The organism is Clostridium neuense, assembly GCF_045310695.1.
GTDB lineage: Bacteria > Bacillota > Clostridia > Clostridiales > Clostridiaceae > Clostridium_S > Clostridium_S neuense.
Genome location: NZ_JBJIAA010000006.1, coordinates 34,665 through 54,161 on the forward strand (window position 1 = coordinate 34,665; position 19,497 = coordinate 54,161).

The 19,497-nt window shown below is 30.5% G+C and carries 17 protein-coding genes and 1 riboswitch; of the genes, 5 read left to right on the forward strand and 12 right to left on the reverse strand.

Translation table 11 applies throughout. From position 1 onward, the window contains the following. Positions 1-8 precede the first annotated feature (8 nt). From ACJDT4_RS08075 to ACJDT4_RS08085, 3 genes are all read right to left on the reverse strand, one after another. Positions 9-1,274, reverse strand: a complete 1,266-nt coding sequence (locus ACJDT4_RS08075) for an MFS transporter (RefSeq protein WP_406787049.1) — start codon at positions 1,272-1,274, stop codon at positions 9-11. Positions 1,275-1,689: 415 nt separating this feature from the next. Next, complete coding sequence (locus ACJDT4_RS08080; RefSeq protein WP_406787050.1) at positions 1,690-2,247, reverse strand: helix-turn-helix domain-containing protein; 558 nt, start codon at positions 2,245-2,247, stop codon at positions 1,690-1,692. A 70-nt stretch (positions 2,248-2,317) separates the two neighbouring features. Next, positions 2,318-3,595, reverse strand: coding sequence for an MFS transporter (locus tag ACJDT4_RS08085; RefSeq protein WP_406787051.1), 1,278 nt, complete (start codon positions 3,593-3,595; stop codon positions 2,318-2,320). Between the two features lie 186 nt (positions 3,596-3,781). Between ACJDT4_RS08085 and ACJDT4_RS08090 the strand changes: the two genes are divergently transcribed. Next, on the forward strand, positions 3,782-4,546 hold the full coding sequence (locus ACJDT4_RS08090) for a tRNA threonylcarbamoyladenosine dehydratase (protein WP_406787052.1): 765 nt from the start codon (positions 3,782-3,784) through the stop codon (positions 4,544-4,546). A gap of 169 nt (positions 4,547-4,715) precedes the next feature. On the opposite strand, the gene ACJDT4_RS08095 is transcribed toward ACJDT4_RS08090, so the two are convergent. Both ACJDT4_RS08095 and ACJDT4_RS08100 read right to left on the reverse strand, forming a co-directional pair. Then, complete coding sequence (locus ACJDT4_RS08095; RefSeq protein ID WP_406787053.1) at positions 4,716-5,129, reverse strand: secondary thiamine-phosphate synthase enzyme YjbQ; 414 nt, start codon at positions 5,127-5,129, stop codon at positions 4,716-4,718. A gap of 4 nt (positions 5,130-5,133) precedes the next feature. Beyond that, a complete protein-coding gene (locus tag ACJDT4_RS08100) occupies positions 5,134-6,297 on the reverse strand; it encodes an alanyl-tRNA editing protein (RefSeq protein WP_406787054.1) in 1,164 nt (387 codons plus the stop codon). Between the two features lie 210 nt (positions 6,298-6,507). Beyond that, positions 6,508-6,706, forward strand: a riboswitch (cyclic di-AMP (ydaO/yuaA leader). Between the two features lie 4 nt (positions 6,707-6,710). On the opposite strand from ACJDT4_RS08100, the gene ACJDT4_RS08105 reads away from it, so the two are divergent. Both ACJDT4_RS08105 and glgP read left to right on the forward strand, forming a co-directional pair. Further along, the gene (locus tag ACJDT4_RS08105) at positions 6,711-7,478 is read left to right on the forward strand and encodes a cell wall hydrolase (protein WP_406787055.1); all 768 of its coding nucleotides are present in this window, start codon (positions 6,711-6,713) and stop codon (positions 7,476-7,478) included. A 477-nt stretch (positions 7,479-7,955) separates the two neighbouring features. Continuing rightward, positions 7,956-9,572 (forward strand): alpha-glucan family phosphorylase, encoded by a 1,617-nt coding sequence (gene glgP / locus ACJDT4_RS08110; protein ID WP_406787057.1) that lies wholly within the window; start codon positions 7,956-7,958, stop codon positions 9,570-9,572. A gap of 138 nt (positions 9,573-9,710) precedes the next feature. On the opposite strand, the gene ACJDT4_RS08115 is transcribed toward glgP, so the two are convergent. Next, complete coding sequence (locus tag ACJDT4_RS08115; RefSeq protein ID WP_406787058.1) at positions 9,711-10,673, reverse strand: NAD(P)/FAD-dependent oxidoreductase; 963 nt, start codon at positions 10,671-10,673, stop codon at positions 9,711-9,713. Positions 10,674-10,852: 179 nt separating this feature from the next. Between ACJDT4_RS08115 and ACJDT4_RS08120 the strand changes: the two genes are divergently transcribed. Further along, positions 10,853-13,120: an AAA family ATPase gene (locus ACJDT4_RS08120; protein WP_406787059.1), complete on the forward strand. Its 2,268-nt coding sequence runs from the start codon at positions 10,853-10,855 to the stop codon at positions 13,118-13,120. Positions 13,121-13,189: 69 nt separating this feature from the next. Here the strand turns inward: ACJDT4_RS08120 and ACJDT4_RS08125 are convergent, their stop codons facing one another. The 3 genes from ACJDT4_RS08125 to ACJDT4_RS08135 form a co-directional block, all read right to left on the reverse strand. Then, positions 13,190-13,885 (reverse strand): hypothetical protein, encoded by a 696-nt coding sequence (locus ACJDT4_RS08125; protein ID WP_406787060.1) that lies wholly within the window; start codon positions 13,883-13,885, stop codon positions 13,190-13,192. A gap of 94 nt (positions 13,886-13,979) precedes the next feature. Beyond that, positions 13,980-15,005, reverse strand: a complete 1,026-nt coding sequence (tsaD, locus tag ACJDT4_RS08130; RefSeq protein WP_406787061.1) for a tRNA (adenosine(37)-N6)-threonylcarbamoyltransferase complex transferase subunit TsaD — start codon at positions 15,003-15,005, stop codon at positions 13,980-13,982. Positions 15,006-15,176: 171 nt separating this feature from the next. Beyond that, entirely contained in the window at positions 15,177-16,631 is a 1,455-nt protein-coding gene (locus tag ACJDT4_RS08135) for a glycoside hydrolase family 1 protein (protein ID WP_406787062.1), read from the reverse strand. A gap of 200 nt (positions 16,632-16,831) precedes the next feature. Here ACJDT4_RS08135 and ACJDT4_RS08140 point away from each other — a divergent pair, with 200 nt between their 5' ends. Continuing rightward, positions 16,832-17,464 (forward strand): RusA family crossover junction endodeoxyribonuclease, encoded by a 633-nt coding sequence (locus ACJDT4_RS08140; RefSeq protein WP_406787063.1) that lies wholly within the window; start codon positions 16,832-16,834, stop codon positions 17,462-17,464. Here the strand turns inward: ACJDT4_RS08140 and aroQ are convergent. Genes aroQ through aroE form a run of 3 tightly spaced genes read right to left on the reverse strand, consistent with a single transcriptional unit; the run spans position 17,456 to position 19,495 of the window. Next, positions 17,456-17,890, reverse strand: a complete 435-nt coding sequence (gene aroQ, locus ACJDT4_RS08145; RefSeq protein WP_406787064.1) for a type II 3-dehydroquinate dehydratase — start codon at positions 17,888-17,890, stop codon at positions 17,456-17,458. The genes ACJDT4_RS08140 and aroQ overlap by 9 nt on opposite strands. After that, a complete protein-coding gene (locus ACJDT4_RS08150) occupies positions 17,887-18,396 on the reverse strand; it encodes a shikimate kinase (RefSeq protein WP_406787065.1) in 510 nt (169 codons plus the stop codon). The genes aroQ and ACJDT4_RS08150 overlap by 4 nt, the downstream gene beginning before the upstream one ends. Then, positions 18,383-19,495 carry a shikimate dehydrogenase gene (gene aroE, locus ACJDT4_RS08155; protein ID WP_406787066.1) on the reverse strand — a complete coding sequence of 371 codons (1,113 nt, stop codon included), beginning with the start codon at positions 19,493-19,495 and terminating at the stop codon, positions 18,383-18,385. Before aroE ends, ACJDT4_RS08150 begins: the two co-directional genes overlap by 14 nt. Positions 19,496-19,497: the final 2 nt, after the last annotated feature.

The following is a 19,497-nucleotide window of genomic DNA, read 5'->3' on the forward strand; positions in this document are numbered from 1 at the left end:
TCGTTATTTTATAAATTACATTCTTTAACAGAATTAATTTTCTCACTAATTACAAAATATAGTCCTGAAAAAAGAATAATAATTCCACATAAGAACATTGGCACATATGATTTTGTATAATCATATAAAGCCCCTATAAAAATTTGGCCTATTGGAATTGCCGCATCACACACCGTTCCTGCTACTGAAATAGCTCTTCCAAGCATTTCATTTGGCACTTCATTTTGAAAAACAGTTGTAAAAAACACATTTGATATAATTATAAATATTACCATAATCGTAATAATAATTGTAATTTGAGGTATTACAATTATTAAATTTGTAACTATACCATTGTAGTACAGAATCAAAATAAAACTTACAAGAATTACTGATATTCCTGACAAATTAACTGAAATTGCAAATGATTTACCTGCATCCATTTTTCTTTTAAATAAACCTGGAATAATTGAACCTATTACAGCTCCAAATGTAAATACAGCTTGTATAGTTCCAATGGAGGCATCTGATATTTTAAACACATTCTTTCCTATGTATCTTATTCCGATATATAGAACAGGATTAAGAGCTAAATTCTCGACAAAGCAACAAATTGTGAATTTTTTAAGTATACCCTTTTCATTAATACACCTAATACCATCAGCAAAATCCATTTTAAATTTACTAAAATTAAATTCAACATCTTTTACATTATTTTTCGGAATTTTAATAAACACTTCTATTAATGCTGACAGAAAAAAGCTTATCCCATTAAATAAAATTATATAACTAATTCCAAAGAATCCAATTGCTATTCCAGAAATAAGTGGTCCAATAACTTCTGGAATAAAGGAGTTAGTGGAATTTATAGAATTGGCATTTAAACGATCTTCCTTTTCAACAATTGTTGGCATTACTGCAGATGCTGCTGAATTATAAAATCTTTTTAACACAGCCAAAATTATTACTACTGCATATATGCATCCCATACTTAAATAACCATTAATTTTATAAATAAATACTAAAGAAATGACTACTATACCATTAATTATATCAAGCATAATCATAAGTTTCTTTCTATCAAACCAGTCTGCAAAAACTCCACAAATTGGTCCAATTACTAGCCTAGGGATTGTTGCTGCTGCCATTACAGACGCAAACTTAACAGCTGAACCTGTTATTTGAAGTACATACAGTGACAGTGCAAAGCTTTGTACTTCATCTCCTGTTAACGAAATGAATTTACAAAAAATAAGTAACATAAAGTTTCTATTTTTCATAACATTAGTCTTCATAATTAACACCCAATTTCTATTGTATACGTATTTTTTTACTTTGTAATATATATTATCATAAAAGTATTAATATGTAAATAATTGAACTGTATTACAAATTATCTGTAAAAAAATAGCATATATATATTAACACATTTTTATAAAAAAGAAGCTGCCGCGCTAAAAAAGTTATTCACTAGTAATTTATAAATACCGTTAATTATCTAAGAAGTGAAGAATTTTAACAAGCCAGGCAAGTTAAAACGCTCCACAATTATGATTAATTGGTACTCTTTATAAATTACGGTTTAACATCTTAGTACGACAGCCTCAATTTTAGTAGTTTTGTACATATTATATACATATTGCTATAAATCAACTACATATATTTCTTATTTTAATTTATTCCAAATTATTTTAATATTTTAAAAGATTATTACTCCTTACTTTTTATCATTGAAAAAAACACTCTATAATTTTTGTTTTTTTCATTCTCTCTTTCTTTTATAATCTTATCAATATACTCATGGAGTTCTTCTGCCTCATCATCAGTTAAAAGTACCTCCGAATATTGTACTACACCTTTACCTTTACGATGATTTTCCGCACTCTTTTGAATAATTTTCAAAAAATCTGATTTCGCTTTATCAAAAATTTGATTTAAAGTATTAAGATAAGTCTCTCCGAGCATAGTATTTATAGAATCTTTTCCCTTAAAGTCTTGTTTAATTTCAAAGTCCTCTGCTGTTGGTTCATAGTACTTTGCTATAATACCATTTACGTCCTTAGTATAAACTAACTTTAATATATCTGCCTTCTCCATTTTCTTTATATGGTAATAAACCTTTGCCGGAACCTCATTCATACTATCTGCAATCTCCTTACAGGTTGCTGGCCTATCAAATCTTTGAAAGGCAAACAATATTTCAATTCTGTATGGATCACTATAAACTCTTATTTGATCTAATGTTGTAAGCACTTTTTCTTTTTCCATACTTTTCACTTCCTAAAAGTAATGTGATATTTCTACAATTACTTTATCATACTTTATATAATAAAAAAAGTCATGCATTCTTACATTCTTTTTCCTCTACTATATTACTGCTTTTCTGCGTAACAATATAAACTAATCCAGAAAGTAGAATAATCATTCCAGCTACAAAAACAGGAACATAAGCTTTAGTATAATCAAACATACCACCTATAATCATTTGTCCAGCTGGCATTGCAGCTGTACATAAAGTATTTAAAACTGAAGACGCTCTCCCCATAAAATCCATTGGTACTTCCCTTTGAAATATAGTCGATAATACTATATTACACACAATTATAAATGCAACCATGACAAATAATAATGTTATAATACATGCACTTATCACTGTAACATTCAAAATCATTTTATTATAGAACAAAACAAGTACCAGGCAAACACTTAAAACTATAGTTCCGCTTATGGTAACTACAATCCCAAAAATTTTAGTTTCAGGTAATTTATTTTGTATAATTCCTGATAATATAGAGCCAGCTAAAATCCCCATAGCTATCATAGACTGCATTGTACCAACTTTTGCATCAGATAATAATAAAACCTTTTTACCAATATACGTAAGCCCTGTAGAAGAAAGTGGATCAAGAGCAAAATTTATAAAAAAACCGCAAACGACAATTTTAAAAACTATTTTTTTGCTTTTTATAAAGACTAAACCTTCTTTAAAATCAACCTTAAATTGCTTAAAATCAAATTTCAAATTTTTTCGCGTATTCTTAGGTATATCAATGACTATATTAAATAATGCTGAAATAAAAAAACTAATTGAATTTATAACTATAACATAAAAAAGCCCAAAGAATCCAAATATAATTCCAGAAAAAAGCGGCCCTGCAATTTGTGGAATTGAAGTGATCGTTGAATTAATTGAATTTGCTTTTAAAAGCTTATCTTTTTCTATAATCCCTGGAAGCACTGCAGAACCAGTAAAACTATATAGCAAAGAAACTACTGTTAATGCTACAGCTGAAAAATAAATATAAGACATTGGAAGTATACCATTTACTTTATAAACAATTCCCATGGATAAAACTATAAGTCCATTTAAAATATCTAATAAAACCATCATTTTTTTTCTATCAAACCAATCTGCAAAAACTCCACAAATTGGCCCCAATATTATCTGTGGAATAACTGTAATTGCAAGAACTGATGCAAACTTAGCTGCTGAACCTGTTATCTTAAGAACATAAAGTGACATAGCAAAATCTTGAATTTGCGTCCCCATAAGAGATATTAACTTTCCAGAAATCAAACATAAAAAATTTTTGTTTTTTAATATACTGTTATTCAAATAGCCCACCTCATTAAAATAATCTTAACGTTAAAAAAAATTTAACGTTAAGATTATTTTAATGTATTATTAGTAATTTGTAAAGATTGATTAATAAAAAAATATATAAATATACTTTTTGTTGAAGTTACTTATTTTTAGTGATATTCTATATCTATAATTTTTAATGTAAGGAGCTATAAATAAATGCGTCAACATTCATTATCAAGAACAGAATTATTAATTGGAAAAGATAACTTAGAAAAACTATACAACAGCAAGGTTGTCGTTTTAGGTATAGGTGGAGTTGGAAGTTATACGGTTGAAGCGCTTACAAGATCAGGAATTGGAACTTTAACGCTTGTAGATGATGATACTGTTTGCTTAACTAATCTTAATAGACAAATTCATGCCACTTTTAAAACTATAGCTAAACCTAAAGTTGAAGTAATGAAGGAAAGAATTTTGAGTATAAATCCTCACTGCATAGTAAATACATATCAGACATTTATAACTGAAGAAAATATAAATGATATAATACCAGAAGATACTGATTATGTAATAGATGCTATAGATACTGTTTCATCAAAAATTTCGGTTATATTATGGTGCAAGGAGCATAACATAAATATAATAAGCTGTATGGGTACAGGAAATAAATTAGATCCTACTCAATTTAGAATTTCAGATATATATAAAACTAAAATTTGTCCACTTGCCAAGGTAATGCGTCATGAACTAAAGAAGAGAGGTGTGAAATCCCTTAAAGTACTTTATTCTGAGGAAATGCCTAAAAAGCCTAAGATAGGTGAAGTAATAACCTGTAAAGAAGGCTGTGTATGCACAAATGGTTCAAGAAAGTGTACTGCAAAACGTCAGATTCCAGCAAGTATATCCTTTGTGCCTCCTGTAGCAGGAATGATAATCGGAGGAGAGGTCATAAAAGACATAATAGAATACAATGATAAGTAATCATCCTACATGATGGTTTGCAAGCAGCAGAATAAGAGCATGTGCTTTGTATAGTAACCCTATAAACTCAGCTAATTTATTAAATTTTAAAATCAACAATGAGTGACAAGTTATGAATAAAGGTTAAGCATAACTTGCCACTCATTTTAAATTTTTAGCTCTATTAATTTTATTTAATATTATCGCTCGTTAATTTTACATAAACCTTTCTGTTTCTAGGTCCATCAAATTCTGTAAAATATATTCCCTGCCAGGTTCCAAGTTTAAGCTTTCCATTCTCAATAATAACTGTGCAACTTGATCCCATAAGTGAAGCTTTTATATGTGCATGAGAATTTCCCTCTGCATGCTTATAATTCCAGCTTATAGGAAAAACTTTATCTAAAGTTTGTATTATATCACTAACAACATCTGGATCTGCATTTTCATTTATAGTGATTCCTGCTGTAGTATGTGGACAGAATACAGTTAGGGTACCGCTTTGTACCTTACTTTCCTTTAATGATTTCCTAACCAAGTCAGTTATGTCTAAAAACTCTTCATTTTTATAAGTTTTTAATGAATACTCAAATAAATTATTCATATACTCATACCTTTCTTTTTAAGAATTCCACAAACCTATCTAAATCTTCTTTATTTGAAAAAGCTGCTTGTGCTCTCTTAGGACTTCCACCACCTCTACCATTGAATTCCTTTATGTTTTCCTTGAATATCTTCCCACACTGTACATTATCTATAGAATTTTGTGCAAAAATAATTCTGTTATCTTTACCTGACGTCAATATAATAACTGCTTCTTCATCTTTTAAGCAATCATATACCCCTTCTATAAAATCAAAATCCTTATCTTCATAATCCGCTGATATAAATTTAGAATGCAAAGACTTTAAAAGTTTTTCTGCCTGTATTTTTGCTTCGTTTTTCTTATATTCGGCAATCTCTTTTCTAAGATTTGCAATTTCTTCGTTTTGAGAATTTACTCTATCAACTAATTTATCTTCCTCTGTAGAAAAAGATTTTTGAAGCTTACCTATTATATCATGTTCTTTCATAATATGCTTAAGTGCTCTTTCTCCGCACTTAAAATAAACTCTTGTCATTCCCTTATATTTTTCAGTTTTTAATATCTTTACAATACCTACTTCACCTGTTCTAACAACATGAGTCCCACAACATGCACTATAATCAACATCGCCAAGCTGAACTATCCTTATCCTTCCCTCTGCCTTTATAGCCTTTCTAAGAGGAAGCTTTTGTGCTTCAGCTTTACTCATAAAATAAGTTTTTGTAGGCACATTCATATAAATATAATTATTTACTTCTTCTTCAACCTTTTGAACCATAGCCTCAGTTACTTCTTCCATATCAATATCAATCGTTATGTAATCTTCTCCCATATGAAAGCCGCAATTAACACCCTTATATAATTTAAAAAATGCTGCTGATAAAAGATGTTCTCCTGTATGCTGTTGAATGTTATCTCTCCTTCTTTGGAAATCCACTTTACATTCTGCTATTTCTCCATCAGGTTTTTTACTCATAACATGATAAATCACATCATCCTTCTCATGAACAAACTCAACTGGTATTCCATTTATAGTCCCTAAATCACAAGGCTGACCTCCACCTTCTGGATAAAATGGGGTTTTATCTAAAATAACTTCATATTTATTATTTTTCTCCACTACATCTACTATTTTTGCTTCTCCCTGGCATATATATGGGTCATCATAAAACATTTTTTCAGTCATAAAATCATCTCCAAAACTTTTTCTTTATTAATACCATTTTAGATTATTTATTTCTACTGTGCAAGAAAAAGAAAATATTCCTTCAAAATTTATCCATGTAAGGCTTTATATGTGAATACAATTAAGTTATATTTTTGTGACTTTAAAATTGTATTTACTTAATTACCATAAATACTACATAGTTTTGCTCTAAAGTATATGTTAGAATGTCAACTATACTTGCCGAATCTTCTAAATGAAGTACGGGGGATCACATTTGGGTGAATTCTTTAGAACAACATATAACAAGCTAAATAATTGACAAAAAAACTTTTAAAGCTTTTATATAGTTTAAACATATGTTCCTAAAGATAGGGTGCCTTCAACCCGAACCCGCAAGCTAACCTCGGAGGCAAAATAGAAGGAGGATACTTATGAATAAATTAAAATTTTTAGCTATTGGTGCTTTTATAGCCATAGCTGGAGCAAATTCAAACAATGTACATGCTGCAACCTACAGCGTTAAAAGTGGTGACTCACTTTACACTATAAGTAGAAGCTATAGTACAAATACAAATTACCTAATGGAATATAATAATTTAGCTGGAAGCACCATATATCCTGGACAAACTATAAAGGTTCCAGATACCGTTTACACGGTTAAAAGTGGTGACTCACTTTATCTTATATCTCAAAAATTTGGTGTAACTTTAGGTAATCTTAGATGGGCAAATAACATATGGTCAGATTACATTTATCCTGGACAAACTTTAGCTATTCCTGCTAAAAACAGTAGTTCACAGTCGCAGGTTATAGCATCACCTTATGTAATTTCATGTACTAATGCCGAAGTTGATTTACTTGCAAGACTTATAAATGCAGAAGCTGGCGGTGAGAGCTATACTGCAATGAAATCAGTAGGAGCAGTAATAGTTAATAGAGTCAAAAGCGGTACATTCCCAAATACTATTACAAAGGTTATCTATGACACTGATTCTGGATACTACCAATTCACTCCAGTTGAAAATGGCATGATAAATAATGCTGCAACCGCAAGTTCACTAAGTGCAGCAAAGGAAGCTCTTAGAGGTGCTGACCCAACAAATGGAGCACTATACTTCTATGATAATACTGCAACAAATAGTTGGCTTAGGGCAAAACCTGTATCTTTAATTTCAGGTAAATTAATATTTGCTTTTTAAGTATTGCTTTTAGAGTTTAAACTGTATTTATAAATTCTACAATTAAATCTATAGAAGTGCTTAAAGTACAGAATAAAATTCCAGAGGATTTAGCTTCCTCTGGAATTTTATTTTTATAAAGATTTTACTCTTAAACTTTAAGTTTTTAATAGTTTATTTTTAAAACAGAGCTTCCCAATATATTTTAAAAAATTTTGATAATATTTCTCTTGAAGTCATAATAAAATAATGTTATAGTATAAATGCAATCGATTGCACAATCTATACTTTATTTATGAACTTTAAACATAATAACATGGGCAAATATATAATTACATAGATCATCATAACAATTTTTTAATAAATATGACAATTTTAAAGAGGAACATTATTTTAAATGTAGAAGAAATAAACTTATAACCTATAAAATATTGTATTAAACCAAAAGTTAATTCTAACTATTAATTTATAATATTTAAGAAAGGTGTGTAACTTATTATGAATAAAACTTTACCGAAAGTAGCTTATTTTTGTATGGAATATGCAGTTGATGCTTCCATGAGAACTTACGCAGGTGGACTTGGAATATTGGCCGGAGATTACATGAAAGGTGCAAAAGATTATGAATATCCTATGGTAGGTATAGGCTTGAAATGGAAACAAGGATATAGCGATCAATATATAGATGAAAATGATAAAGCTTATGATTCTTATAAAAATTACAAATATGATTTTTTAAAGGATACTGGAGTAAAAATCAATGTTAAAATTCGACAAAGAAATGTAATATGCAAAGTATGGCTTCTTGATAAATTTGGTACAGCCCCTCTTTATCTACTGGATACTGACCTTCCTGAAAATGAAGATACTTGGATAACAGGACAACTTTATGGTTGGTTTGGAGAAGAAAGAATAGCTCAAGAAATAGTTCTTGGCATAGGTGGTATAAGGGCTTTAAGAGCTCTAGGAATTGATGTTGATGTATATCATTTTAATGAAGGTCATGCACTTTTTGCTGGATTTGAGTTAATTAAAGAAAAGATGGATTCAGGTTTATCCTTTGATGAGGCTGTAGAAAAATCAAAAGATGAAATCGTATTTACTACTCATACTCCTATAGTCCAGGGAAATGAATCACATACTATTGATAGATTAATGTATATGGGTGCAAATAATGGTTTAACCATTGAACAATTAGTATCTCTTGGAGGTTCCCCTTTTAACATGACTGTAGGAGCTCTTAGACTTTCAAGAATTTCAAATGCAGTAGCTCAGCTTCATAAAGAGACTGCAAACAAAATGTGGAAAGATGTTTCTAGAAGATCTGAAATAATAGGAATTACAAATGCTATTCATCTTCCAACTTGGGTAGATGAAAATATGATTTCTGCTGCTAAAAATGATGATAAAGACGCTTTATGGAACGAACATATGAAAAATAAAGAAGCTTTGATAGATTTTGTTTATGAAAGAAACGGAGTAAAACTGGATAAGGATGCACTTTTAATAGGTTTCTCAAGACGTGCTGCACCCTATAAGAGAAGCGATTTATTATTTACAAATAAGGATATAATTGATCCATTACTTAGAGAAGGAAAAATTCAAATAGTATTTTCAGGTAAAGCACATCCACTTGATGATATAGGTAAGGGTATAGTTGAAAACTTGGTTAAATTCTCAAGGAAATATCCAAATTCGGTTGTATTTTTACAAAATTATGATATGACAATTGGAAGAATGCTTACTCATGGTTCTGATATATGGCTTAACAACCCAAGAAGACCTCTAGAGGCCAGCGGTACCTCTGGAATGAAAGCAGCCATGAACGGCGTACTTAATGTAAGTATTCTTGATGGATGGTGGCCTGAAGCTTGCAAAGATGGTATCAACGGTTGGCAATTTGGAGATGGTGTTGAATCTGAGGACATAAAATTCATAGATGAACATGATTCAAAAGCATTATATGATGTACTAATTAATAAAGTAATCCCTACTTTTTATTCAGACAGAAATAAGTGGATTGAAATGATGAAAAATAGCATTTTATCTACTAAAGATTATTTTTCTGTTAAGAGAATGCTTGAAGAATACTACTCTAAAATGTATCAAAAATAAAAGTATGCTTGATAATAAATTCACCTAAAATAAGCTGCACAGAATTTAATGTAATCATCTGTGCAGCTTTTCCATTAAATTTTGTCCATAAAATACTATATTAATTCATGCAATCGCTTGCAGTAAATTATTATTGACTCATGCTTGCAAAATAAAACGAGCTGCATTCTTACCAGCTTTATAAGCTTCATCATAAACACTCTTTACATAATCATGCTGATGAATAACATTGCCACAAGCAAAAATTCCATCTACATTTGTTTTTAAGTTTTCATCCACATATGGTGAACCAGAAACCCTCGAAACAGAAACATTAGCCTTTATCATGAGTTCATTTTCAGGCACAAATCCCAAAGCCAAAATGAGAGTATCACACTCAATAAGTTTTTCAGTCTCTTTAATTATTTTATTATCTCCATTTAAGCTTGCTACATAAACACCTTCAATTCTTCCATTGCTCTTTATTTTTGTTATTACGTGTTTTGTAAAAAAAGGAATATTAAAATCAGCTAAACATTCTGTCTCATTCTTTTTACTCCCAATGCACTTAGTTCCCTTTTCAATTACAGCCTTAACCTTAGCTCCTTCTATAGTCATTCTTCTTGCAAGTATAAGTGCAATATCCTCGGAACCTAATATTACAACATTATTTCCAGGCATATAGCCTTCTATATTAATAAATTTTTGTGCTGTTAAAGCTGAAAATATCCCGCAACAATGTGATTTATGAAAATATATTCCACTGTTTGTTTTTTCTCTACACCCAACGGCAAATATTATAGCTTTTGCGCTAACTTCCAGTATTCCATCACTTTCATTTACAGCTGTCACGTTCATTTTATTATCTACATCAATTACTGTAGTATTAACTTTATAACTTATTTTCATATTCATAGCTTTATTTTTTAATTTATCTGCATACTCAGGTCCTGTAGTATTTTCATCCCCAAATCCATTATGTATACATTGATTTAAAACTCCACCAAGATTATCTTCCCTTTCAATTACAAGTATATTCTCTATCCCAGCTTCTCTAGCCGAAATTGCTGATGTAAGTCCAGCTGCTCCTCCACCTATAACAATCAAATCATATATAGCCATTAACACCCCTCCATACAAAACAATTCTAGCGTAACCCTATAATTTTTTCAATAATAAAATTACTTTTCTCTATATGTTAATAATATAGTTTAAGATTATTAATATACTTATTGCTTTTTTCTGGTATAATGTATATAAGCAATTTATAGTTGTAAACGTGAATATTGGAGATGATACTTATGATTAAATGTTCAGTATGCAAAAAAAATGTAGCTGTTATTTTTACAAATAAAGTTGTAAATGGAAAACAAGATTTAGTTGGCTTATGTCTTCCATGTGCTAAAAAAATGGGTATTTCGCCTCTAACCCAAATGGTTGATACAAAAGATATGAAGGAAGAAGATTTTGAAAACTTAAACGAGCAAATGAATGAAATGCTTGGAAATATAGATTTAAATAAAATTATCTCAGATGAATCAGGAAATTCTATAATGAATCTTTTTAACAATGCTGTATCAGGCGAAGTTCAAGAAGGTATTCCAGAAGAAGAAAACTTTTCACAAACCACTTCAAATAAAAAAGACTCTAAGCCAAAAAAAGCAAAAAAGAAAAAATATCTTGATGCTTATGGCACTAATCTTACAGATAAAGCCAAAAACAATAAAATTGACAGAGTAATTGGTCGCCAGCGAGAAATTGATAGAGTCATTCAAATTTTAAATAGAAGAACCAAAAATAATCCTATACTAATAGGAGAAGCTGGTGTTGGAAAAACTGCCATAGCTGAAGGTTTAGCAGTTAGAATATCTGAAAAAAAGGTTCCCGTAAGATTTTATGATACTGAAGTTTATCTTTTAGAATTAAACTCAGTAGTTGCTGGAACACAATTTAGAGGACAATTTGAAGCTAGGATGAAAGGTATTATAGATGAAGTAAAGCAATACGGAAATATAATACTTATAATAGATGAAATTCACAACCTTATAGGTGCAGGAAATGCAGAAAGTGGTTCATTAAATGCTGCAAATATTTTAAAACCATCTCTTGCTAAAGGTGAGCTTCAGGTAATTGGTGCTACAACAATTGAAGAATATAGAAAATATATAGAAAAGGATTCTGCACTTGAAAGAAGATTTCAACCTGTATTTGTAGATGAACCTTCTCCTGAAGAAACTATAGAAATACTAAAAGGAATTAAAACTTATTACGAGGACTACCATAAAGTAACAATACCAGATGACATAATTGAAGCCGCCGTAAAATTATCTGATAGATATATTTCAGACAGATTCTTACCAGACAAAGCAATTGACGTAATAGACGAAGCCGGCTCAAGAGCTAATCTAAAAAATAAAGGTCTTGTTGAACTTGAAGCGTTAAAAGAAGAATTAAAGAATATAGAACTTCAAATAGAAACTGCTTCTCAAAACAATGACTTTGAAAAAGCAGCAGAATTTAAAGTTGAACAGTGTAGAATACAAGATAAAATAAACGACTTTAAGGCCCAATATAAAAATATTACTCTTACCCTAGACGATGTTGCTTCTGTAGTAGAATCCTGGACTAAAATTCCAGTTAAAAAGATAACTGAAATAGAGGCAGAAAAGCTTTTAAATTTAGAAGAAAGACTTCATAAAAGAATAATAGGTCAAAATGAAGCCGTATCAAGTGTAGCAAAAACTATAAGACGAAATCGTTCTGGATTTAAAAAGCAAAAAAAACCTGCTTCTTTCATTTTCGTTGGTCCTACTGGTGTTGGTAAAACAGAACTTGTTAAGACCCTAGCGGAAGAATTATTTGAAAATAAAAATTCACTAATAAGAATAGATATGTCGGAATACATGGAGAAACATACCGTATCAAAGCTTATAGGAGCGCCCCCAGGATATGTTGGATATGATAACGGTGGGCAGCTTACTGAAAAGGTTAGACGTAATCCTTATTCTGTAATACTTCTAGATGAAATTGAAAAGGCTCATCCAGATGTATTTAACATACTTCTTCAAATCCTTGAAGATGGTAGACTTACTGATAGTCAGGGACGTACAGTACATTTTGAAAATACAGTTATAATAATGACTTCAAATGCCGGAACAAGTTTAAAATCAAATGGCATAGGCTTTTCAAGAGATAATTATGTTTCCCTTGCAAATAGGGTTGATGATGTTTTAAAGGAAACCTTCAGACCAGAATTTTTAAATAGAATAGATGAAACTATAATTTTTACAGAATTAAATAAAACAGAGTTAAAACAGATTATAGATTTAATGCTCAAAGAAGTTCTAAGAGAAGGAAAAGAAAAGAATATTGATATAGAAGTCTCTGACGACGTAAAAGACTTTATATTAGAAAAAGGTTATGACAAAAAATATGGCGCACGCCCACTCAGAAGAACTATACAAAAATATATAGAAGATGAACTTGCTGAACTTTATTTAAAAGGTGAGTTTAAGGATGTAAGACATATAAAAATATCTATGAAAGATGGAAAAATTGATTTTGAATAAAAAATAATAGGGTGCTTTATACCCCCTATTATTTTTGTTAAATTATATTGTTTTTATAAGCTACCTCTATTAAAAATCTCCTTCACAAAGCTTTACAAGTTTCTCTTTTATTAAATCTGCATTAACTTTAAAAAGAATTCCTATCTCAATTGTAAAGCACTTTATAAGCTCCTTATATTCTTTCATATAGGGGTAGTCCTTAAGTGTACCACACTGCATAATCTCAAGATGCTTGTTTATTCTGTCTTCATACTGCGACAGCTTATCTATTTGAGAATAATAATTAAAAAGCTGCTGCATTTCTCCTTTTGTAAGCTGCGATGAAATTTTAGCAAAAGCTTCAATCCAATTCTTCATAACTGTTATACTGCTTATCTTTACAAGTGTGAACCTCTTATTTTTAAAAAGTCTGCTTGTCCTCTCCATATCAGCTTTAATAAGTCTAGAATAATTTCTTATGCTTTCTCTAGATTTTATATCACATAACTTTTTATCGTACCATATTTTAGCCCAAACAGTTAAGAAGCATCCTATTAACATACCTATAATAGTACAGTAAAAGATTGACTTTATTTCTATATATGTTTTACTTAAATTTTTATAATATATATAAGGGAAAATACTTCCAACCAAAAGCACAATCAAAATCATTATCCATACTACTATAAATATGTTTTTCTCCAAAAACCTGTAAACTCTATAATTCTTTTGCTTTCTAGAATTTCTCTTTTCACTACGTTTTCCTACATTCAACTCAGCTACCATATGTATTCATCACCTCTTAAATACTTTATACTGGTATATCTATAGTGATATATACATATTATAGTATAATTTCCGTTTTTTTACAATATATATTTTATCTTTCACCCAATTTTAAATTTGGGATTGCATTTATGTCAAAAGAAGTTGTTCTTCCCTTTTTATACTCGAAATAAGCAGCACTAGCTATCATTGCTCCATTATCTGTACACAAAATCGGTCTTGGAACCATTACTTTTATTCCAAGTTTTTTTCCTTCTTGCATCATTTTTTCCCTTAAAAATGAATTTGATGCCACGCCTCCTGCTACAGCTATTCTATCAACATTTTTAATTTTACAAGCTTTCATAGTATTATCTACAAGAAAATCAACTACAGCTTTTTGAAAAGAAGCAGCCACATCCTTTTCATTTATATTCTCATTTTTCATCTTTTTTGTATTTAAGTATCCAAGTACCGCTGATTTAAGTCCACTAAAAGAAAAATCAAGAGAATTATCATGAAAATTAGCTCTTGGAAACTTAATAGCATCAGGATTGCCTTCCTTAGAAACCTTTTCCACTTTAGGTCCTCCTGGGTATCCAAGACCAATTGCTCTTGCAATTTTATCAAATGCCTCTCCTGCTGCGTCATCTCTTGTCTGACCTATTACTTCAAATTCACCATAATCCTTCATATACACTATAAAGGTATGTCCCCCTGACACAACAAGGCACATAAATGGCGGCTCAAGTTCAGGGTATTCTATAAAGTTAGCACTTATATGCCCTTCTATATGATTTACACCTATAAAGGTTTTGTGTGCCGAATAAGCAAGACCTTTTGCATACTGGAGTCCAACTAAAAGTGCTCCAACAAGTCCTGGCCCATATGTAACTCCAACAACATCTATATCCTCTATTGTCATATTCGCATCACTAAGTGCTTTCTCAACCACAAGTGAAATATTTTCAATATGTTTTCTTGATGCCACCTCTGGCACTACTCCACCAAACTTTGTATGAACATCTATTTGAGATGATATTACATTTGACAAAACCTTTCTTCCATTTATAACAACTGATGCAGCAGTTTCGTCACAGCTGCTTTCTATTCCAAGTACTACTACTATATCTTTTTCCATTAAAATTTCCTCCAAAATACTTTGTAAGTAAAATCAATCATATAAAGAAAACTATACATGCACTATGCTTCTTCAAAACATAAATAGTCTACTACACACACAGTGATTTTACTTTATATATTTTATCACAATGGAAAAATGTTATAAACCTAAAATTATAAAACAACTAGTTTAATCTAGCTCTTCGCCATTTGTAGCTATAACTTTTTTATACCAATAAAAGCTCTTCTTTTTTAATCTATTTAAAGTTCCTTTTCCTTCATTATCTTTATCTACATATATAAAGCCATAACGCTTCTTCATTTCACCAGTTCCCGCACTGACTAAATCTATGCAGCCCCAAGTTGTATATGCAATCAAGTCTACTCCATCTATTATAGCCTCTTTCATTTGCTTTATATGTTCTCTTAAATATTCAATTCTATAATCATCATTGATAGATCCATCCTCTTCAATAGTATCAACTGCACCCAGACCATTTTCAACAACCATTAGTGGTATCCTATATCTGTTATAAATATTATTTAAAGACCACCTTAAGCCCTTTGGATCAATCTGCCAATCCCATGCACTTGCTTTTAAATATGGATTTTTTAGTCCAGTTGAAACATTTCCTTTTGATTTGTCCTTATTTCCTTCAGCACTTACACAGTTTGAACTATAGTAACTAAAAGTATAAAAGTCAACACAGCCTTCCTTTAAAATTTTATCATCATTTTCTTCCATTATTATATTTATATTGTGTTCTCTAAAATATCTTTTTGCAAAGCCTGGATATTCTCCTCTTACCTGTACATCAGAACATAAGAAGTTATTCATATTATCCTTCTCCTGAGCCAAAAGCAAGTCATCTGGATTGCAAGTGAGCGGATATGTGCACATGTAAGCTACCATGCAGCCTATCTTAAAATCCTTATTTATCTCATGTCCTAGCTTTACTGCTTTTGCACTTGCTATAAATTGATGATGCAGTGCTTGAAATCTAAGCTGTTCATCGTCAAATTGTATATTGTTAAGTTCTCCATTTCCCTTTGGCATAATTGCTCCACCCATAAACGTTCCAAAAGGTGTTGTTAAACAATTAATTTCATTAAAGGTAAGCCAGTACTTTACTACATCTTTATATCTATTAAAAATAACTTCACAGTATCTATAAAAAAAATCAACTAGCCTTCTATCTGCCCAACCATTATAATTTTTAGTTAAACTAAATGGAGCCTCATAATGAGATATAGTAACTAAGGGTTCAATATCGTACTTCTTAAGTTCCTTAAACACGTCATCATAGAACTTAAGACCTTCTTCATTTGGTTCCTTGTCATCTCCATTTGGAAATATTCTAGCCCAAGCTATCGATAGTCTAAATACTTTAAAACCCATTTCAGCAAACAACTTTATGTCTTCTTTATATCTATGATAAAAATCAATGCCCTCATGATTTGGATAATATTCATTCTGATCTAAAACAGGAGTAATTCTTCTGGAAGTTGTATGAGTTCCCCCAGTTAAAACATCAGCACCGCTAAGTCCTTTACCTCCCTCATCATATCCACCTTCAAATTGATTAGCTGCTGTTGCTCCTCCCCATAAAAATCCTTCTGGAAAACCGTTAATTAAATGCTGCATAATACTTCCTCCTAATCTAAATAAATATTTTCTAATATGTATTATGATACATGTTAACCGTTTCCATTGCAATAGTTTTAATGATATTACAATAAGAATTTTACATAGGTATATTTAAACTGAACATATGTTTGTGTTATAATACTTGTATGCATTATTATCTAAAAGCTTAAAATAATAAATATAAATGGGAGTATCACATGAAGAATAAATATGCAAAAATAATAGTTGATGGTTCACCAATTTCAAAATCGAATTTTAAATTATTCAATGTAAATGGAAGAGCTATTTTGCCATATAACTCTGGACAATATCATGATAGATATGCTATATATGAAGAAAAAATAGCTTATGCAGCTCGCAGTCAAAATCCAAGTACAGTAATTGATGAGGCTGTCATAGCAATACTTAAGGTTTTTTATAAAAGTAAAAAAAGACATCCGGATACAAACAACATAACTAAAAGCATATTTGATGGAGTTGAGAAAAGCGGCATAATAATAAATGACGCTCAAATAAGGCGGATTATAATAGAGGAATTTTACGATAATAAGAATCCAAGATTTGAACTTGAACTTTTTGCAGAAAGCAAGTTTAAAATCAGTTATTCTGTACTTGAAAGAAAAGAAGAAGAAGAACCAATATTATACGGTCCTCCACCAAATAGAAAAAAAGCTTCAGTTTCATCTCTTTTAAAGCATAAAGCTGAGGCTAAGGATGACAATTCTGTAGTATGTCAAGTATGTGGAAAAGCCATTTCCAAATCAAACTGTATATCTGCAAACGGCGGTAAAGTTATGATATGCAAGAATTGTTTTTCCAAACTAGTTTAAATTATTTTTAAGTGCCATTATCCCCATAATATATCCGTAAAAACCAAAGCCGCATATTTGTCCAATACAAGCAGGAGCAGTAACGGATTTTCTTCTAAATTCTTCTCTTGTATGTACATTGCTTATGTGCACTTCTACAGTAGGAATATTTACGCCCTTTATAGCATCATATATTGCTATGCTGTAATGTGTATATGCTCCTGGATTTATAACTATCCCATCTACTTTTTTATTGTATGCAGCTTGAAGAAAGTCTATAATTTGCCCCTCTGAATTGCTTTGAACTACCTCTGTTTCTACACCAAGTTTTTTACCTTCATCCTCTATATACTTGCATAAATCTTCATAAGTATTTTTTCCATATATATTTTTCTCTCTTATTCCTAAAAAATTAATATTGGGTCCATTCACAACTAATATCTTCATATTATCCCCCTCTTCTTTAACTCCATATTTATGCTTTCTGCTGCCTTTTCAAGACTTTCATCATTTACTATCTCAAAATCGCAGTAACATCTATAATAATCAAATCTTTCTTCATAAAGTTTTTTTAATTTTTCTTTTCCTTCTTTAAGAAGTGGCCTTGTCTCTGTGTCTACATCTTCCATTATTTTGTTAAGCGGTCTGTTTATAAATACAATAAATCCTTTTTCTCTTAGAGCCGTAATATTTTCTTTTCTCTTTATAACTCCTCCTCCAGTAGATATAACCACATTATCCATATGGGCTAATTCTTCTGCTACTTTACTTTCAATATCTCTAAATGCTTCTTCTCCAGCTTCAAAAATATCAGTAATACTCTTTTTCTCAGTTTTTTCTATATATTCATCCATATCTATAAAGCTAATTTTTATTTTTTTAGATAAAATTTTGCCTATAGTTGTCTTGCCACATCCCGGCATACCTATCAAAATCACATTATTTTTCGCCATGTCCACTTACCTCTTCAAGCAACTTTTCATATATTTCATCTACAATCTCTTCATCAATTGAAATATCATTCCAGATTTCTTCTGAAGCAATGGCCTGACTAACAAGCATATAAATACCATTTACAGCTTTAATTTTACTTTCACGTGCATATTTTAAGAACTCTGTTTCAATAGGATTGCATATAATATCAACTGCTGCTTTAAACCTAGCTATAATTTCCTTGTTAACTGGTGAGACTCCAACCTTAGGAAACATGCCCACTGGCGTACAATTAATTATAATATCCCCATTTTTAATATTTTCAAGTTCTTTATAATCTATAACTTGAAATTTGCTAAAATCCTTTGAAGCCCTTTCTTTATTTCTACTTACAATATATAACTTTTCACATTGGTTATCAGAAATATACTGAACCACAGCTTTTGCCGCTCCACCACTTCCAAGCACTACACAAGTTGACCCCTGAACACTTATATCAAACTTTTTAAGCATTTTACCAAAGCCTAGATAATCTGTATTATATCCACCCAACTTATTTCCTGAAAACTTTAGAGTATTAACTGCCCCTATACTTTCAGCTTCCTTAGATATATAATCCAAAAACTTAATAACCTCTGTCTTATATGGTATTGTAACATTTATTCCCCTACAATTTATAAGCCTAAAACCTTCTAATGCTTCTTTTATCTTATCATTAGGCATTTCAAACAAATTGTATATAGCCTTCTTACCAAACTTCTCAAATACAACCTTATGAATATCCGGAGAAAAACTATGTCCAAGCTTTTCTCCTAAAAGTCCATAAATTTCAAAGTTTTTTTCTTTCTTTTGTCCAATTTTATCTTCTTCTAGCTTTTTACTCACGTTCATAAGATTTGTAAAAAAACATTCTAGAGAAGCCGAAAGCTTTTTATCCTCTAAGTATGAAATATTTTTAGCTATAACTTCCTTTTCCCTTTTAGAATTAAGCACTGGCAAATTATTTTTCTTTTTATAATCTGCAACTTTTTTTACAAGTCCCATTCTCTTTTCAAAAAGCTCTGTTAACTCTTTATCCACTTCGTCAATTTCATCTCTTATATTGTCAAGTTCACTCATTA